Below are 14676 nucleotides of genomic sequence, written 5' to 3'. Positions count from 1 at the left end.
TTGATTACAGATCGAAGGCGTCGCCGTCGATCTCGGGCGGTTTTTCCAGCGGCAGCACGAAGCGGAAGCTGGCGCCGCCGTTGGCGCCGTTTTCCGCCCAGATGCGGCCATCATGCACTTCAATAATGGCACGACAAATCGCTAACCCCAAGCCTACGCCGGGGATCGCCGACTCTTTATTGCCGCGTGAAAACTTGTCGAAAATCAGCTGCAGCTGATCGGCGGGGATGCCGGGGCCGTTATCCCAGACCTCGACTTCCAGCCACTCGGGCAGCGTGCGGGCGCGAATGCCGATGGCGGCCTCGGCGCCGGCGTATTTATTGGCGTTTTCCAACAGGTTGGTGAACACCCGTTCCAGCAGACTGCCGTCGCAGTTGACCAGGATCTGTTCCGGCGGCAGCTCGACCTCGATCGGATGCTGGCTGAGCAGCGGCTCCAGCATGTGCAGCGAGGCGCCGACGATCTCTTCCAGCGACTGCCACTCTTTACGCAGGCTGAAACCGCCGGACTGGATGCGCGCCATATCCAGCAGGTTGTTCACCAGCCGGGTGGTGCTCAGCACCTGCTGGCGGATCTGGCTGGCCTGGGTGGCGTGATTGGAGCCTTCGGCCGCCAGGTCCAGCGTGAGAATTTCCGCCTGGCCGAACAACACGGTCAGCGGGGTGCGCAGATCGTGCGACAGCGCCGCCAGCAGCGAGTTGCGCAGCTGTTCGCGTTCGGCGTCCAGCTTGGCTTCTTCGGCGCTGCGCGCCAGTTGCAGCCGTTCCAGCGCGCTGGCGATCAGCACTGCGAAGGTTTGCAGCAGCCGCTGTTGTTCCGGCACCATCAGCTGGCGCAGGTTGTTGGGTTCGATCGCCAACAGGCCGAAGGTCTGTTTGGGGGTATTGAGCGGCAGCAGTTGGTAAGGCACGCCGGGCAGGGTGTCGGTACCCGCGCCGGCCGGCAAGCCTTTGTCGAAACTCCAGCGCGCGATGGCTTCGTCTACCGACAGCAGTCCGCCTTCCTCGCCGATCATTTGCTGCAGCCGGCCGTCTTCCTGTGGCAGCAGCAGCACGGTTTTCGCCTGGAAGCTGCTGGAGAGGAAATGACGGCTGGTGTTGGCGATGTCGGCCACGGTCAGCGCGCGGCTCAGCCCGCGCGACATTTCGTACAGATGACGCGCCCGCTGCTCGCGATAGCGCGCCACCCGGGCCTGATAACGCACCCCGGCGGTCAGGTTGCCGATGATGATGCCGACGGCGAGCATCACGCCGAAGGTCAGCAGATACTGCATATCGCTGACGGCGAACGACCATTCGGGCTGGACGAAGAACAGATCGAAGCTGGCGACGTTGATCACCGCCGCCAGCACCGACGGCCAGCGGCCGAAGAACAGCGCGACGATCGCCACGCCGAGCAGGTAGACCATCACCAGGTTGGCCTGATCGAAGCCCGGCAGCAGCCACTGCGAGAGCAGGGTAATCAGCGCACACAGCGCTATCGCCACCGCGCAGCCGCGCAGCTGCATGCGCCATTTCTCATTGAAGCTGCGGCCGTCGTGCTCCTTGCCCGGCGGGGGCTGCGCGGCGTCGCTGTCCAGCGCCACGATCACCAGATCGAGATCCGGGCCCAGCCGGCCGAGGCGATCGGCGAAGCTGCCGCGCAGTTTCCAGCGCTGCTCGCTGCGGCGGCCGATGATGATTTTGCCGAGGTTATGCTCGCGGGCGTAGCGCAGCACCGCGCGCTCTTCGGACGGATCGGCCAGGGTGGCGGTTTCGGCGCCCAGCTCCTGCGCCAGCCGCAGCGCGCGCAGAATGGCGCGGCGCTGGTTTTCCGGCAGCCGGTGCAGCTTGGGGGTTTCCACGTAGACTGCATGCCAATGGCAGCCAAGCCGCGCCGCCAGCCGGGCGGCGATGCGCACCAGCTTTTCGTTGCCGCTGCTGTGGCCGACGCACAGCAGAATGCTGTCGCGGGTGTGCCACACTTTCTCGCGCCCCTGGGTGTCGCGAAACTCGCGCATCTGATCATCGACCCGATCGGCGGTGCGGCGCAGCGCCAACTCGCGCAGAGCGATCAGGTTGCCTTTACGGAAAAAATGCTCGATGGCGCGCTCGGCCTGGCCGGGAATATACACTTTGCCTTCGTGCAGCCGTCGGCGCAGATCGTCCGGCGGCAGATCGACCAGCACCACTTCGCTGGCCTCGTCAAACACGTGGTCGGGCACCGTTTCGCGCACCCGCACGCCGGTCACGCCGCCCACCACGTCGTTCAGACTTTCCAGATGTTGCACGTTGACGGTCGTCAGCACGTCGATACCGGCGTCCAGCAGCTCTTCCACATCCTGCCAGCGTTTGGGGTGGCGCGAACCGTGGGCGTTGCTGTGCGCCAGTTCGTCCATCAGGATCAGCGCCGGGTGGCGCGCCAGCGCGGCGTCGAGATCGAATTCATGCACCAGTCGCCCGCGGTGCTGGATGCGTTTTTGCGGCAGCAGCGCCAGGCCGTCGAGCAGGGCGGCGGTCTCGTTGCGGCCGTGGGTTTCCACCACGCCGACCAGCACATCCAGCCCCTGAGCGCGCAAGCGCTGGGCTTCCTGCAGCATGGCGTAGGTTTTGCCCACGCCGGCGCAGGCGCCGAAGAATACCTTCAACCGGCCGCGCGGTTTTTCATTGGCCAGCGCCAGCAGGCTATCGGGATCGGGACGCTGCTGTTCTTCTTCGACCATGGCAATTCCTTGTGTTACCAAGCAAAAAGGGGTTCGGCACGCCGAACCCTATCACTATGCTGAATACGGCGCGTTACTTCAACGCATCCAGCGCCAGGTTCAGCTTCAACACGTTCACCACCGATTCGCCCATGAAGTTGGGCGTGGCCCGATCGGTGTTGTCTTCGATCAGTTTGGCGATCTGTTCCGGCGGCAGATGACGCGCCGCCGCGACCCGCGCCAGCTGATAGCGCGCCGCGGCGATCGAGATCTGTGGATCCAGCCCGCTGCCGGAGGCGGTCAGCAGATCCACCGGGATCGGGCCGCGCATCGCAGGATTGGCCTGGCGCAGCTGCGCTGCGCGCTCGGCGATAGCCTTACCCAGCGCCGGGTTGGTGGCCGCCAGGTTGCTGCCGGCGGAGGCCAGTGGATTATAGGCCGAATCGCCGGTGGCCGACGGGCGGCCCCAGAAATAGTCGGCGCGCGTGAAGTTTTGGCCGATCAGCGCGGAGCCGACCGCCTTGTCGCCCTGGTACAGCAGCGAACCGTTAGCCGAGCCCGAAAACAGCAGCTGCGCCAGCCCGGTGGTCAGCAGCGGATAGGCGATGCCGGTGATCAGCGTCAGCAGGATCACCATCACCAGCGCAGGTCGTAAATACGTCATGTTCATTTCCCTCAATGGTTAACCGGCGACGTGCAGCGCGACCAGGATCAGGTCGATCAGTTTGATGCCGACGAACGGCACCAGCAGGCCGCCGACTCCGTACAGCCACAGGTTGCGGCGCAGCAGGGCCGCGGCGCTCATCGGTTTGTAGCTCACCCCTTTCAGCGCCAGCGGGATCAGGAACACGATCACCAGGGCGTTGAAGATCACCGCCGACATGATGGCGGAGGCCGGGGAATGCAGATGCATCACGTTCAGCGCGTTCAGCTGCGGATAGGTGGCCGCGAACGCCGCCGGAATGATGGCGAAGTATTTGGCCACGTCGTTGGCGATGCTGAAGGTGGTCAGCGAGCCGCGCGTCATCAGCATCTGTTTGCCGATGTGCACCACTTCGATCAGCTTGGTCGGGTTGGAATCCAGATCGACCATGTTGCCCGCCTCTTTGGCGGCCTGGGTGCCGGAGTTCATCGCCACCGCCACATCGGCCTGCGCCAGCGCCGGGGCGTCGTTGGTGCCGTCGCCGGTCATCGCCACCAGACGGCCTTCCGCCTGATACTGGCGGATCAGCGCCAGCTTGGCTTCCGGCGTGGCTTCCGACAGGAAGTCGTCCACTCCGGCTTCGGCGGCGATCGCCGCCGCGGTCAGTGGGTTATCGCCGGTGATCATCACCGTTTTGATGCCCATCTTGCGCAGCTCATTGAAGCGCTCTTTGATGCCGCCTTTGACGATATCCTTCAGCGCCACCACGCCCAGCACCCGGGCGCCTTCCGCCACCACCAGCGGTGTACCGCCGGTGCGCGCCACGCTTTCCACCAGGTCGTCCACCGCCCGCGGGAAGTGCCCCTGATTGGATTCGACGTGGCGGCGAATGGCGTCTACCGCGCCTTTGCGGATCATGCGCTCCTGCACGTTGACGCCGCTCATGCGGGTCTGGGCGGAGAAGGGCACGAAGGTGGCGTTCAGCGCCTGCAGATCGCGTTCGCGCAGGTTGAATCGCTGTTTGGCCAACACCACGATGCTGCGGCCTTCGGGCGTTTCGTCCGCCAGCGAGGCCAGCTGCGCGGCATCCGCCAGCTCTTGCTCTTTCACGCCCGGCGCCGGCAGGAACTCCGAAGCCTGGCGGTTGCCCAGCGTGATGGTGCCGGTTTTATCCAGCAGCAGCACGTCCACGTCGCCGGCGGCTTCCACCGCGCGGCCGCTGGTGGCGATCACGTTGGCGCCGAGCATGCGGCTCATCCCGGCCACGCCGATGGCGGACAGCAGGCCGCCGATGGTGGTGGGGATCAGGCAAACCAGCAATGCGACCAGCACGGTGATGGTGACCACGCTGCCGCTGCCGGCCGCCTCGACGCTGTATTGCGAGAACGGGAACAGGGTGGCGGTGGCCAACACGAACACGATGGTCAGCGCCACCAGCAGGATGGTCAGCGCGATCTCGTTCGGCGTTTTGCGGCGCTTGGCGCCTTCCACCATGGCGATCATGCGATCGAGGAAGGTTTCCCCCGGGTTGACGCTGCACTGCACCACCAGCCAGTCAGACAGCACGCGGGTGCCGCCGGTGACCGAGGAGAAGTCGCCGCCGGATTCGCGGATCACCGGGGCGGATTCGCCGGTGATGGCGCTTTCATCCACCGAAGCGCCGCCTTCCAGCACCTCGCCGTCGCACGGGATGGTGTCGCCGGCTTCCACCAGCACGATATCGCCTTTGCGCAGGCTTTCGGCGGCCACTTTCTCCGTGGCGCCGTCGCGGCGCGGGCCGGCCAGCTTTTTCGCCCAGCTGGTTTTCTTGGTGCCTTTCAGGCTTTCCGCCTGGGCCTTGCTGCGCCCTTCGGCCAGCGCTTCCGCGAAGTTGGCGAACAGCACGGTGAACCACAGCCACAGGGCGACGCTGCCGGTAAAGGCGGCGGCGCCGTCGGTTTGGCCGGCGAGGATAGCCAGCCAGATGGCGGTGGTCAGCAGGCTGCCGATATACACCACGAACATCACCGGGTTGCGCCATTGAACGCGAGGGTCCAGTTTTTTCACCGCATCGATCAGCGCGGTGCGCACCAGGGCCGGTTCAAACAGCGCGCGTTGTTTGCGAGTCATCTCTTATTCTCTCTCTGTGACGTCGGTTAGTTTGCCAACCAAAGCTGCAAATGCTCGGCCACTGGGCCCAGCGCCAGCGCCGGCACGAAGGTCAGCGCACCAACCAGCAGCACGGTGCCGATCAGCAGGCCGATAAACAGCGGCCCATAGGTCGGCAGGGTGCCGTTGCCCGCCGGCTGACGCTGCTTGGCGCTCAGCGAACCGGCGATCGCCAGCACCGGCAGGATCACCCCGAAGCGGCCGACGAACATGGCGAAGGCCAGCAGCAGGTTGTAGAACGGCGTATTGACGCTCAACCCGGCGAAGGCGCTGCCGTTGTTGTTGGCGGCGGAAGACAGGGCGTACAGCACTTCGCTGAAGCCGTGGGTGCCCGGGTTGAGGATGCCGGCGCGGCCCGCGTCGGTGCCGATGGCCAGCGCGCTGCCCAGCAACACCAGCGTCGGCGTGACCAGGATCGCCAGCGCGGTCATCTTCATGTCGTAAACGTCGATCTTCTTGCCCAGGTATTCCGGGGTGCGGCCGATCATCAGGCCGGCGATAAACACCGTCAGCAGTACGAACAGCAGCATGCCGTACAGGCCGGAGCCGACGCCGCCGAACACCACTTCACCGATCTGCATCAGCCACATCGGCACCATGCCGCCCAGCGCGGTGAAAGAGTCGTGCATGGCGTTGACCGCCCCGCAGGACGCGGCGGTGGTCACCACCGAGAACAGGCTGGTGGCGAGAATGCCGAAGCGCGACTCTTTGCCTTCCATATTGATGTTGCTGTCGGCGCCCAGCGCGCTCAGGTGCGGGTTGCCCGCCAGCTCGGCGACCATCACCACCACCACCGCCACCACGAAGATCAGCGCCATCGCCCAGATCAGCGCATGGCCCTGGCGGTTTTCACCGGCCAACTGGCCGAAGGAGAAGCACAGCGCGCAGGGGATCAGGAAGATGGCCAGCATTTGTACGAAGTTGGTCAGCACGGTTGGGTTCTCGAACGGGTGCGCCGAGTTGGCGCCGAAGAAGCCGCCGCCGTTGGTGCCGAGCATTTTGATCGCTTCCTGCGAGGCCACCGGCCCCATCGGCAGCGTCTGCTGCGCGCCTTCGAGCGTGGTGACGTGCAGGTAAGGCAGGAAGTTTTGCAGCGTGCCCTGGCTGACGAAGAACAGGGCGATCGCCAGCGCGATCGGCAGCAGCACATACAGCGTGATGCGGAACAGATCGGCCCAGGCGTTGCCGACGGTCTTGCCGGCGCGGCGGGTGAAGGCGCGGATCAGCGCAAAGGCCACGGCGATGCCGGTGGAGGCGGAGACGAAGTTCTGCACCGCCAGTCCGGCCATCTGGCTGAAATAGCTGAGGGCGCTTTCGCCGCTGTAGGCCTGCCAGTTTGTGTTGGTGACGAAGCTGACGGCGGTGTTGAGCGCCAGATCCCAGGAGAGGCCCGGGAAGCCTTGCGGGTTGAGCGGCAGCGAGCCCTGCGTCATCAGCAGGGCGAACAGCAGCGCCAGGCCGAGCAGGTTAAACGCCAGGATCGCTAGCGCGTACTGCCACCAGTTCATTTCGGTGGCGCGGATGCCGCAGGCGCGCCAGACCCCGGCTTCCACCCCGCGCAGCGCAGGCAGCGGCTCACCCTCGATCAGGCGCGCCATAAAACCGCCCAGCGGCCGTGCCAGCAGCAGAAGCACCAGCAGGAAACTGGCGATCAGTAAAAAGGCTGAAGCCGCCATCAGAAATCCTCCGCGTTAAACAGGGCGTAGACCAGATAGGCCAACAGCAGCAGAACCAACAGCGCACCACCAATAACGCTGAAACTCACGGGACACCTCCAGAGGTGTTGTTTTTGATAGAGGCAGTGTAGGGAGCGGGGTAGAAAGAAGATGAAAAAATCGCGCGGGCGGGTGTAAAAAAAGTATAAAAATGACTGAAATTTCAGCGGAAATTGGCCATTTCAGGCAGCCTGCTTGCGGCGAGATTGCGCCTGATGTGTGAATAAGCAGGGGCTGAGGCGTGGGATGAAGAACCGAATAATAACCACAATGTAACCCATGTTTAGTTAAAAATTAACTTGATTGTAACAAAATTACGAATCAGCATGGTGATTAGCGATTTTTTGTGCGATTTAGTGGTCGGATGAGTAGTAAACTTTCATCAAGTGCGCTAAAATTTTGTCCAGTTACCAAATTACCGATTGTTCATTTGATACGCCCACGCCGTTTTCCCTGACAAATCAACGGCAGGCGTTTTTAAGGAGGTTCGCATGTCTACGACCTATCACGCTTATTCATTGCATCGGATTCTCCTGCGCCGCAGCGCAGTGGTGATCGCGGGCATTTTGGCCCTGCCGGTGATGCTGTTCCGCAGCGATCGCGGGCGTTTTTACAGCTACCTGCACCGCGTCTGGTCAAAAACCAGCGATAAGCCGGTCTGGCTGCAGCAGGCGGAACTGGCGTCCTGCGATTTCTACTGAGCCACTACTGATTCACGAAAAAACCTCGCCCTGCGGCGGGGGTTTTTTTATGCCTATAGCCGCCCCTATCAAGCGCAAGGTCGTATTCGGCAAGCCATTCTTCTACACTTTCCTCAATCGGCTAACAACGCGGGAGAGCGGTATGAGTGACAAGATCCCTATCGGCATCAGCGCCTGTTTACTGGGCGATGCGGTGCGTTTCGACGGTGGCCATAAGCGGCTGGCCTTTGCGGTGGAACAGTTGGCGCCCTATGTGCGCTTTGAGCCCGTTTGCCCGGAAATGGCGATTGGTCTGCCTACGCCGCGCCCGGCGCTGCGCCTGGTGAAACAGGCGCAGCCGTGGCCGGCGATGCGTTACAGCAACGACGCCGGCGTGGATCTGACTGAGGAGATGCGCAGTTTCTCCTCGCAGCGCGTGGCCGCGTTGCAGCACCTGTGCGGTTATATCGTCTGCGCCAAGTCGCCGAGCTGCGGACTGGAGCGGGTGCGGGTCTACAGCGAGAACGGCAAAGACTCGCGTAAAAACGGCGTCGGGCTGTTTACCGCTGAACTGCTGCGTCAGATGCCGTGGCTGCCGGTGGAAGAAGACGGACGATTGCAGGATGCGGCATTGCGGGAAAACTTCATTGAACGGGTGTACGCGCTGTATGAGCTGAATATGCTGTGGCGCCAGGGGCTGACCCGCGGCGGGTTGATCGCGTTTCACAGCCGCTACAAGCTTTCACTGTTGGCGCATTCGCAGCCGGCTTATCGCGAGCTGGGGCGCTTCGTCGCCGATATTCACCGCTGGGACTCGCTGGAGGCCTTCGCCGTGGAATACCGCAGCCGCCTGATGGCGCTGTTGGCGCACAAAGCAACGCGGCGCAACCACACCAACGTGCTGATGCACGTGCAGGGCTACTTCCGCCGTCAGCTCAGCGCGGCGCAGCGTCAGGAACTGGCGCACCTGATCGACCGTTATCGGCAGGGCATGCAGCCGCTGCTGGCGCCGATCGCGCTGCTTAAGCATTACATGGCGGAATACCCCGACCGCTATCTGGCGGAACAACGTTATTTCGAACCTTACCCGGAGGCGCTGCGTTTGCGTTACGGCCATTGATTGACAAGGAGTTTTATGACCACGCATCTGGTCTGGTTGCGTAACGATCTGCGTATCACCGACAACAAAGCGCTGCACGCCGCCTGCAGCGATCCCGAAGCCCGGGTGCTGGCGGTGTTTATCGCCACCCCGCAGCAGTGGCGGCAACATGAGATGGCGCCGCGGCAGGCGGCGCTGATCCACGCCAGCCTGCGGGCGGTGCAGCAGGCGTTGGCGCAAAAAGGCATTGCGCTGCATTGCCATGCTGGCACGGACTTTGCCTCGTCGATCGACTGGCTGGCGGACTATTGCGAGCGAGAGCAGGTAGATGCGCTGTTTTACAATCGCCAGTACGAACTGAATGAACGGCGCCGCGATGCGCGGTTGGAACAGCGATTGAGCGACCGGGTGGCGTGCCGCGGTTTCGATGACAGCCTGCTGTTGCCGCCGGGCAGCGTGCAAACCGGCGGCGGCGAGATGTACAAGGTCTATACGCCGTTTCGCAACGCTTTCATTCAGCGCCTGACCGAGTCCGATCTCAGCTGCCTGCCGGCGCCTAAAACCCGTGCCGGTGGCGCGTTGCCTGCGCCTGAGGCGCCGGCGGCGTTCGATTACCCCGCGGCGGAGGTTGGGGATGGCTATCCCGCCGGCGAGGAGGCCGCACTGCAACGTCTGCGCGCCTTTTGCCGTGAGCAAGTGCAGGATTACCTTCGCCAGCGCGATCTGCCCGCCATCGCCGGCACCAGCAGCCTGTCGCCCTATCTGGCGATTGGCGCGCTGTCGCCGCGCCAGTGCTTCAATCGCCTGCGCGCCGAATGCCCACGGTTGCTGGAAGATCGCGAGAGCGGCGCTTTCGCCTGGCTGAACGAGCTGATTTGGCGCGAGTTCTACCGCCATCTGCTGGTGGCCTATCCCGAGCTGTGCCGCCATCGGCCGTTTATCGCCTGGACGGACAAAGTGCGCTGGCGCGATGACGCGGCGAAGCTGCAGGCCTGGCAGCGGGGCGAGACCGGCTACCCGATCGTCGATGCCGCCATGCGCCAACTGAACGCCACCGGCTGGATGCATAACCGGCTGCGCATGATCAGCGCCAGTTTCCTGGTGAAGGATCTGCTGATCGACTGGCGCGCCGGGGAGCGCTACTTCATGTCGCAACTGCTGGACGGCGATCTGGCGGCCAACAACGGCGGCTGGCAGTGGGCGGCGTCCACCGGCACCGACGCCGCGCCGTATTTCCGCATCTTCAACCCGACGACGCAGGGTGAACGTTTTGATCCACAAGGCACTTTTATCCGTAAATGGTTGCCGGAACTGGCGGATGTGCCCGACAATGACATCCATCATCCTCACCGTTGGGCGGAAAAGCAGCCATGCGTGCTGAATTACCCGCTGCCGATCGTCGATCATAAGCAAGCCCGCCTGGAGACGCTGGCGGCGTTCGAGGCGGCGAAACGGGGAGAGTCTTGAGGCAACTGCAAGGAGCGACGCAATGATGAAAAAGGTGTTGGCCCTGTGCCTGAGCGGCTATTCCGCGCTGGCGATCGCCGGCTTTGACGTGGTGGCGCTGGGCGTCGACGGCGGCGTCAGCGACGGCAACCTGACTTCCTACCTGATCCGCAGCGACAATCAGCCGCAGTATGTGGCGCTGGACGCCGGTTCGCTGCTGCCGGGCATCGCCAAAGGGCTGGAGAAGGGCAGCTTCCCGCAGGTGACCGCCGAGTTGGCCGCGCCTTACACGCCGCAGGGCCATGTGTTCCGGCAGTTGATCGGCGGCTATTTCATCAGCCACGGCCATCTGGACCACGTGGCGGGGCTGATCGTCGGCTCGCCCGAGGACAATAAAAAAACCGTTTACGCCCAGGCTGACACCGTGCTGACCCTGCGTAATCACTACTTTAACTGGAAGGCCTGGCCGAACTTTACCGACGCCGGCAACGGTGCGCGGCTGGGCACCTACCGGCTGGAAACGGTGCGGCCGCAGCAGCGGTTTACCCTCGGGCTGACCGGGTTGACCGGCGTGATGTACCCGCTCAGCCACGATCGCTACCCGTCGTCGATGCTGCTGATTTCCAACGGTAACGAGTTCTTCGCCTACTTCGGCGATACCGGGCCGGATAAGGTGGAGCAGTCGCGCGATCTCGATACCGTCTGGCGCGCGCTGGGGCCGCTTGTCGAGCAGAAAAAGCTCAAAGGCATGATTATCGAAACCTCTTACCCCAACGGGATGGAGGACAAACATCTGTACGGTCATTTGACGCCGGCCTGGCTGCTGAAGGAGCTGAAGAACCTGACACAGTACAGCGGCGGCGAAGGCTCGCTGAAGGGTCTGCCGGTGGTCATCAGCCACATCAAGCCCAGCCTGAAGCAGGGCGAAGACGCGCGCGTCGCCATTGCGCAGCAGCTGACGCAGGGCAACGATCTGGGGGTGAAATTCATCCTGATGGCGCAGGGCGACCGGCAGACATTTTGACTATGAAGAGAGAAGAGAATGCGTAACCTCGATCTGGAACAACTGATCAACACGGAACTGAACGCCGCGGCGTTTCAGGACTACGCCCCCAACGGTTTGCAGGTAGAAGGCCGCCCGCACGTGCAGCGCATCGTGACCGGCGTCACCGCCTGTCAGGCGCTGCTGGACGCCGCGGTGGCGCATCAGGCCGACGCGATTATCGTACACCACGGCTATTTCTGGAAAAACGAGGCGCCGGCGGTGCGCGGCATGAAACGCAATCGCCTGAAAACGCTGCTGACCCACGATATCAATCTGTACGGCTACCACCTGCCGCTGGACGCGCATCCGGTGCTGGGCAACAACGCGCAGCTGGCGCAGGCGCTGGGCATCCGGGTGATTGGCGACGTCGAGCCGCTGGTGCCGCACGGCGAATTTGAACAGCCGCTGACCGGTGAAGCGCTGCAGCAGCGTATCGAAAGCCGACTGGGGCGCGCGGTGCTGCACTGCGGCGATAACGCGCCTGAACATATTCGCCGGGTGGCCTGGTGCACCGGCGGCGGCCAGGGCTTTATCGACAGCGCGGCGCGTTTCGGCGTCGATGCGTTCATCAGCGGTGAAGTGTCTGAGCAGACCATTCACAGCGCGCGTGAAATGGGCGTACATTTCTTCGCCGCCGGTCACCACGCCACCGAGCGCGGCGGCGTGAAAGCGTTGGGTGAGTGGCTGGCCCAGCACCACGGCTTTGATGTGACCTTTATCGATATCCCGAATCCCGCCTGATTTTTTTCTTCCCCGGATCCAGCCCGGCCTGTGCGCCGGCTGAATCCTTTTACCGCGCTATTTCCTTATTTTCCTTATGGTTGCGCTCTATTGACAGCCGGGGCCGCGTCACGCATAACTGGTGTGTTTTTCAGCGCGATAATAATAAGGAGAATAAGGGTGCAACAAGCGCGTTATTACCTGTTGGGTGAAAGAGCGGTAGTGCTTGAACTGTCGCCGCCGGTGACGTTGCCGAGCCAGCAGCGCATCTGGGCGCTGGCGGAAAAGCTGAATCACCATCCCGACGTGCGGGAAGTGGTGCCGGGGATGAACAACCTGACGCTGTTGCTGCATACGCCGCAGGCCGACGCCGAAGCGATGCTGGCGTTGCTGCAGCAGGGCTGGGAAAGCAAAGAGCGCCTGACGCCGGAGTCGCGCCAGGTGGATATTCCGGTTGTCTACGGCGGGGAACAGGGCCCCGACCTGGATGAGGTGGCGCGCCATACCGGCATGACGCCGCAACAGGTGGTGGAATGCCACGCGGCGGCAGCTTATGTGGTCTATTTTCTCGGCTTTCAGCCGGGCTTCTCCTATTTGGGCGGCATGCCGGAACAACTGGCGACGCCGCGCCGCGCTGAACCGCGTCTGGCGGTGGCGGCCGGCTCCGTCGGCATCGGCGGCGGCCAGACCGGCATCTATCCGCTGGTGACGCCCGGCGGCTGGCAGCTGATCGGCCGCACGCCGTTGGCGTTGTTCAATCCGCATGAAATGCCGCCGACGCTGCTGCGTCCGGGCGATAACGTACGCTTTGTGCCGCAGAAGGAGGGCGTATGCTGATTATTCTGCGCGCCGGCATCTATACCACGGTGCAGGATTTGGGCCGCGAGGGATTCCGCCGTCTGGGCATCAGCACCGGCGGAGCGCTGGATCAACCGGCGCTGAAGATCGCCAACCTGCTGGTGGGCAATGCGCCGGAGGCCGCTGGGCTGGAGATCACCCTCGGCCAGTTCAGCGCCGAGTTTACCCGCGCAGGCTGGATCGCCCTGACCGGCGCCGGCTGCGACGCGCAGCTGGACGGCAAGCCGCTGTGGACCGGCTGGCGCTATCCGGTGAAAAAGGGGCAGCGGCTGGCGCTGGGCACGCCGAAACGCGGCATGCGCAGCTACCTGGCGATCTCGGGCGGTATCGCCGTGCCGGAAATGCTGGGATCGTGCAGCACCGACATGAAAGCCGCCTTTGGCGGCCACGAAGGCCGTAACCTGAAGGACGGCGATCGGCTGCCGCTGGGCAACTCTGCCGCTCAACCGCAACATTCCTGCGGCGTGAAACAGCTGCTGTTCACCAACCGCATCCGTGCTTTGCCGGGGCCGGAGTACGCCGAGTTCAGCGAAGAGGCGCAGGACACGTTCTGGCGCACCGCCTGGCAGCTCAGCCCGCAGAGCAACCGCATGGGCTACCGCCTGCATGGCGGCACGCCGCTGGCGCGCACCACTGAGAGAGAGATGCTGTCGCACGGCCTGATGCCCGGCGTGGTGCAGGTGCCGCACAACGGCCAGCCGATCGTGCTGATGGCTGATGCGCAAACCACCGGCGGTTACCCGCGCATCGCCTGCGTGATCGAAGCCGATCTCTACCATCTGGCGCAGGTCCGTCTCGGCGAACCGATCCACTTCGTTCTCTGCTCATTGGCCGAGGCGCAGCGCGCCAAGGCCGAGCAGGATCTCTTCCTTCGACAGATTGCCTGGGGGTTACATGATCGTTGATTTGAACGCCGATCTCGGCGAAGGCTGCGCCAACGACCAGGCGCTGCTGCAATTGGTGAGTTCGGCCAACATCGCCTGCGGCTTCCACGCCGGCGATGCGCAGACCATGCGTCAGTCGGTGCGCTGGGCATTGCAGTACGGCGTGGCGATTGGCGCCCACCCGAGTTTTCCCGATCGGGAGAACTTCGGCCGGACCCGCATGCAGCTGCCGCCGGAAACGGTCTACGCGCAGGTGGTGTATCAGCTCGGGGCGCTGGCGGCCATCGCCCGCGCCGAGGGCGGAGTGATGGTGCACGTTAAGCCGCACGGCATGCTGTACAACCAGGCGGCGGTTGAGCCGGCGCTGGCGGAAGCGATCGCTCGGGCGGTGCAGGCGGTCGATCCGGCGCTGCGGCTGGTGGGGCTGGCCGGCAGCGCGCTGATCCGCGCCGGGGAACAACTTGGCCTGACCACCCGGCAAGAGGTATTCGCCGATCGCGGCTATCAGGCCGACGGCACGCTGGTGCCGCGCGGTTTGCCGGGGGCGCTGATCGAGGACGACGAACAGGCGCTGGCGCAAACGCTGGAGATGGTGCGCCATCACCGGGTTCGCAGCGTGGATGGCGTCTGGGCCGCCGTACAGGCGGAAACCGTCTGCCTGCACGGGGACGGCGAGCATGCGCTGGCGTATGCGCGCAAGCTGCGGGACAGTTTTGTTCAGCAGGGCATCCGCGTCAGCGCGGAGCAATAAAGCAAGA

The 14676-nt window shown here is 63.8% G+C and carries 13 protein-coding genes; 8 read left to right on the top strand and 5 right to left on the bottom strand.

Annotated features, from left to right (window positions below; translation table 11 throughout):
• Window positions 1–4: 4 nt before the first annotated feature.
• The 5 genes from kdpD to ACMGGK_RS17630 form a co-directional block, all read right to left on the bottom strand.
• Entirely contained in the window at window positions 5–2701 is a 2697-nt protein-coding gene (gene kdpD / locus ACMGGK_RS17650; RefSeq protein ID WP_420277076.1) for a two-component system sensor histidine kinase KdpD, read from the bottom strand.
• Between the two features lie 73 nt (window positions 2702–2774).
• A complete protein-coding gene (gene kdpC, locus ACMGGK_RS17645) occupies window positions 2775–3344 on the bottom strand; it encodes a potassium-transporting ATPase subunit KdpC (RefSeq protein WP_420277075.1) in 570 nt (189 codons plus the stop codon).
• Window positions 3345–3362: 18 nt separating this feature from the next.
• Window positions 3363–5432, bottom strand: coding sequence for a potassium-transporting ATPase subunit KdpB (gene kdpB / locus ACMGGK_RS17640; protein ID WP_016928744.1), 2070 nt, complete (start codon window positions 5430–5432; stop codon window positions 3363–3365).
• A gap of 26 nt (window positions 5433–5458) precedes the next feature.
• Window positions 5459–7147: a potassium-transporting ATPase subunit KdpA gene (kdpA, locus tag ACMGGK_RS17635; RefSeq protein ID WP_420277074.1), complete on the bottom strand. Its 1689-nt coding sequence runs from the start codon at window positions 7145–7147 to the stop codon at window positions 5459–5461.
• Window positions 7147–7236: a K(+)-transporting ATPase subunit F gene (locus ACMGGK_RS17630; RefSeq protein ID WP_016928742.1), complete on the bottom strand. Its 90-nt coding sequence runs from the start codon at window positions 7234–7236 to the stop codon at window positions 7147–7149. The genes kdpA and ACMGGK_RS17630 overlap by 1 nt, the downstream gene beginning before the upstream one ends.
• A gap of 441 nt (window positions 7237–7677) precedes the next feature.
• On the opposite strand from ACMGGK_RS17630, the gene ACMGGK_RS17625 reads away from it, so the two are divergent.
• The 8 genes from ACMGGK_RS17625 (at window position 7678) to pxpA (ending at window position 14669) form a co-directional block, all read left to right on the top strand.
• Window positions 7678–7887, top strand: a complete 210-nt coding sequence (locus ACMGGK_RS17625; RefSeq protein WP_004939916.1) for a YbfA family protein — start codon at window positions 7678–7680, stop codon at window positions 7885–7887.
• 142 nt (window positions 7888–8029) lie between these two features.
• Window positions 8030–8986 (top strand): YbgA family protein, encoded by a 957-nt coding sequence (locus ACMGGK_RS17620; protein ID WP_016928741.1) that lies wholly within the window; start codon window positions 8030–8032, stop codon window positions 8984–8986.
• A 15-nt stretch (window positions 8987–9001) separates the two neighbouring features.
• Window positions 9002–10432 carry a deoxyribodipyrimidine photo-lyase gene (phrB, locus tag ACMGGK_RS17615; RefSeq protein WP_016928740.1) on the top strand — a complete coding sequence of 477 codons (1431 nt, stop codon included), beginning with the start codon at window positions 9002–9004 and terminating at the stop codon, window positions 10430–10432.
• Between the two features lie 22 nt (window positions 10433–10454).
• Window positions 10455–11435 (top strand): MBL fold metallo-hydrolase, encoded by a 981-nt coding sequence (locus tag ACMGGK_RS17610; RefSeq protein WP_420277073.1) that lies wholly within the window; start codon window positions 10455–10457, stop codon window positions 11433–11435.
• Between the two features lie 18 nt (window positions 11436–11453).
• Entirely contained in the window at window positions 11454–12197 is a 744-nt protein-coding gene (locus ACMGGK_RS17605) for a type 2 GTP cyclohydrolase I (RefSeq protein WP_016928738.1), read from the top strand.
• A gap of 159 nt (window positions 12198–12356) precedes the next feature.
• Window positions 12357–13013: a 5-oxoprolinase subunit PxpB gene (gene pxpB, locus ACMGGK_RS17600; RefSeq protein ID WP_016928737.1), complete on the top strand. Its 657-nt coding sequence runs from the start codon at window positions 12357–12359 to the stop codon at window positions 13011–13013.
• Window positions 13007–13939 (top strand): 5-oxoprolinase subunit PxpC, encoded by a 933-nt coding sequence (gene pxpC / locus ACMGGK_RS17595; protein ID WP_016928736.1) that lies wholly within the window; start codon window positions 13007–13009, stop codon window positions 13937–13939. The genes pxpB and pxpC overlap by 7 nt, the downstream gene beginning before the upstream one ends.
• The gene (gene pxpA / locus ACMGGK_RS17590; RefSeq protein WP_016928735.1) at window positions 13929–14669 is read left to right on the top strand and encodes a 5-oxoprolinase subunit PxpA; all 741 of its coding nucleotides are present in this window, start codon (window positions 13929–13931) and stop codon (window positions 14667–14669) included. Before pxpC ends, pxpA begins: the two co-directional genes overlap by 11 nt.
• Window positions 14670–14676 lie beyond the last annotated feature (7 nt).

The organism is Serratia sp. BNK-33-b, assembly GCF_048684565.1.
Lineage (GTDB): Bacteria > Pseudomonadota > Gammaproteobacteria > Enterobacterales > Enterobacteriaceae > Serratia > Serratia marcescens.
This window is presented reverse-complemented; position numbering and strand designations above follow the sequence as displayed.

What these genes read in the sequence shown, in the direction of transcription:
- kdpD (WP_420277076.1), bottom strand. Translation starts at nt 2,701, where the DNA reads ATGGTCGAAGAAGAACAGCAGCGTCCCGATCCCGATAGCCTGCTGGCG.
- kdpC (WP_420277075.1), bottom strand. Translation starts at nt 3,344, where the DNA reads ATGACGTATTTACGACCTGCGCTGGTGATGGTGATCCTGCTGACGCTG.
- kdpB (WP_016928744.1), bottom strand. Translation starts at nt 5,432, where the DNA reads ATGACTCGCAAACAACGCGCGCTGTTTGAACCGGCCCTGGTGCGCACC.
- kdpA (WP_420277074.1), bottom strand. Translation starts at nt 7,147, where the DNA reads ATGGCGGCTTCAGCCTTTTTACTGATCGCCAGTTTCCTGCTGGTGCTT.
- ACMGGK_RS17625 (WP_004939916.1), top strand. Translation starts at nt 7,678, where the DNA reads ATGTCTACGACCTATCACGCTTATTCATTGCATCGGATTCTCCTGCGC.
- ACMGGK_RS17620 (WP_016928741.1), top strand. Translation starts at nt 8,030, where the DNA reads ATGAGTGACAAGATCCCTATCGGCATCAGCGCCTGTTTACTGGGCGAT.
- phrB (WP_016928740.1), top strand. Translation starts at nt 9,002, where the DNA reads ATGACCACGCATCTGGTCTGGTTGCGTAACGATCTGCGTATCACCGAC.
- ACMGGK_RS17610 (WP_420277073.1), top strand. Translation starts at nt 10,455, where the DNA reads ATGATGAAAAAGGTGTTGGCCCTGTGCCTGAGCGGCTATTCCGCGCTG.
- ACMGGK_RS17605 (WP_016928738.1), top strand. Translation starts at nt 11,454, where the DNA reads ATGCGTAACCTCGATCTGGAACAACTGATCAACACGGAACTGAACGCC.
- pxpC (WP_016928736.1), top strand. Translation starts at nt 13,007, where the DNA reads ATGCTGATTATTCTGCGCGCCGGCATCTATACCACGGTGCAGGATTTG.
- pxpA (WP_016928735.1), top strand. Translation starts at nt 13,929, where the DNA reads ATGATCGTTGATTTGAACGCCGATCTCGGCGAAGGCTGCGCCAACGAC.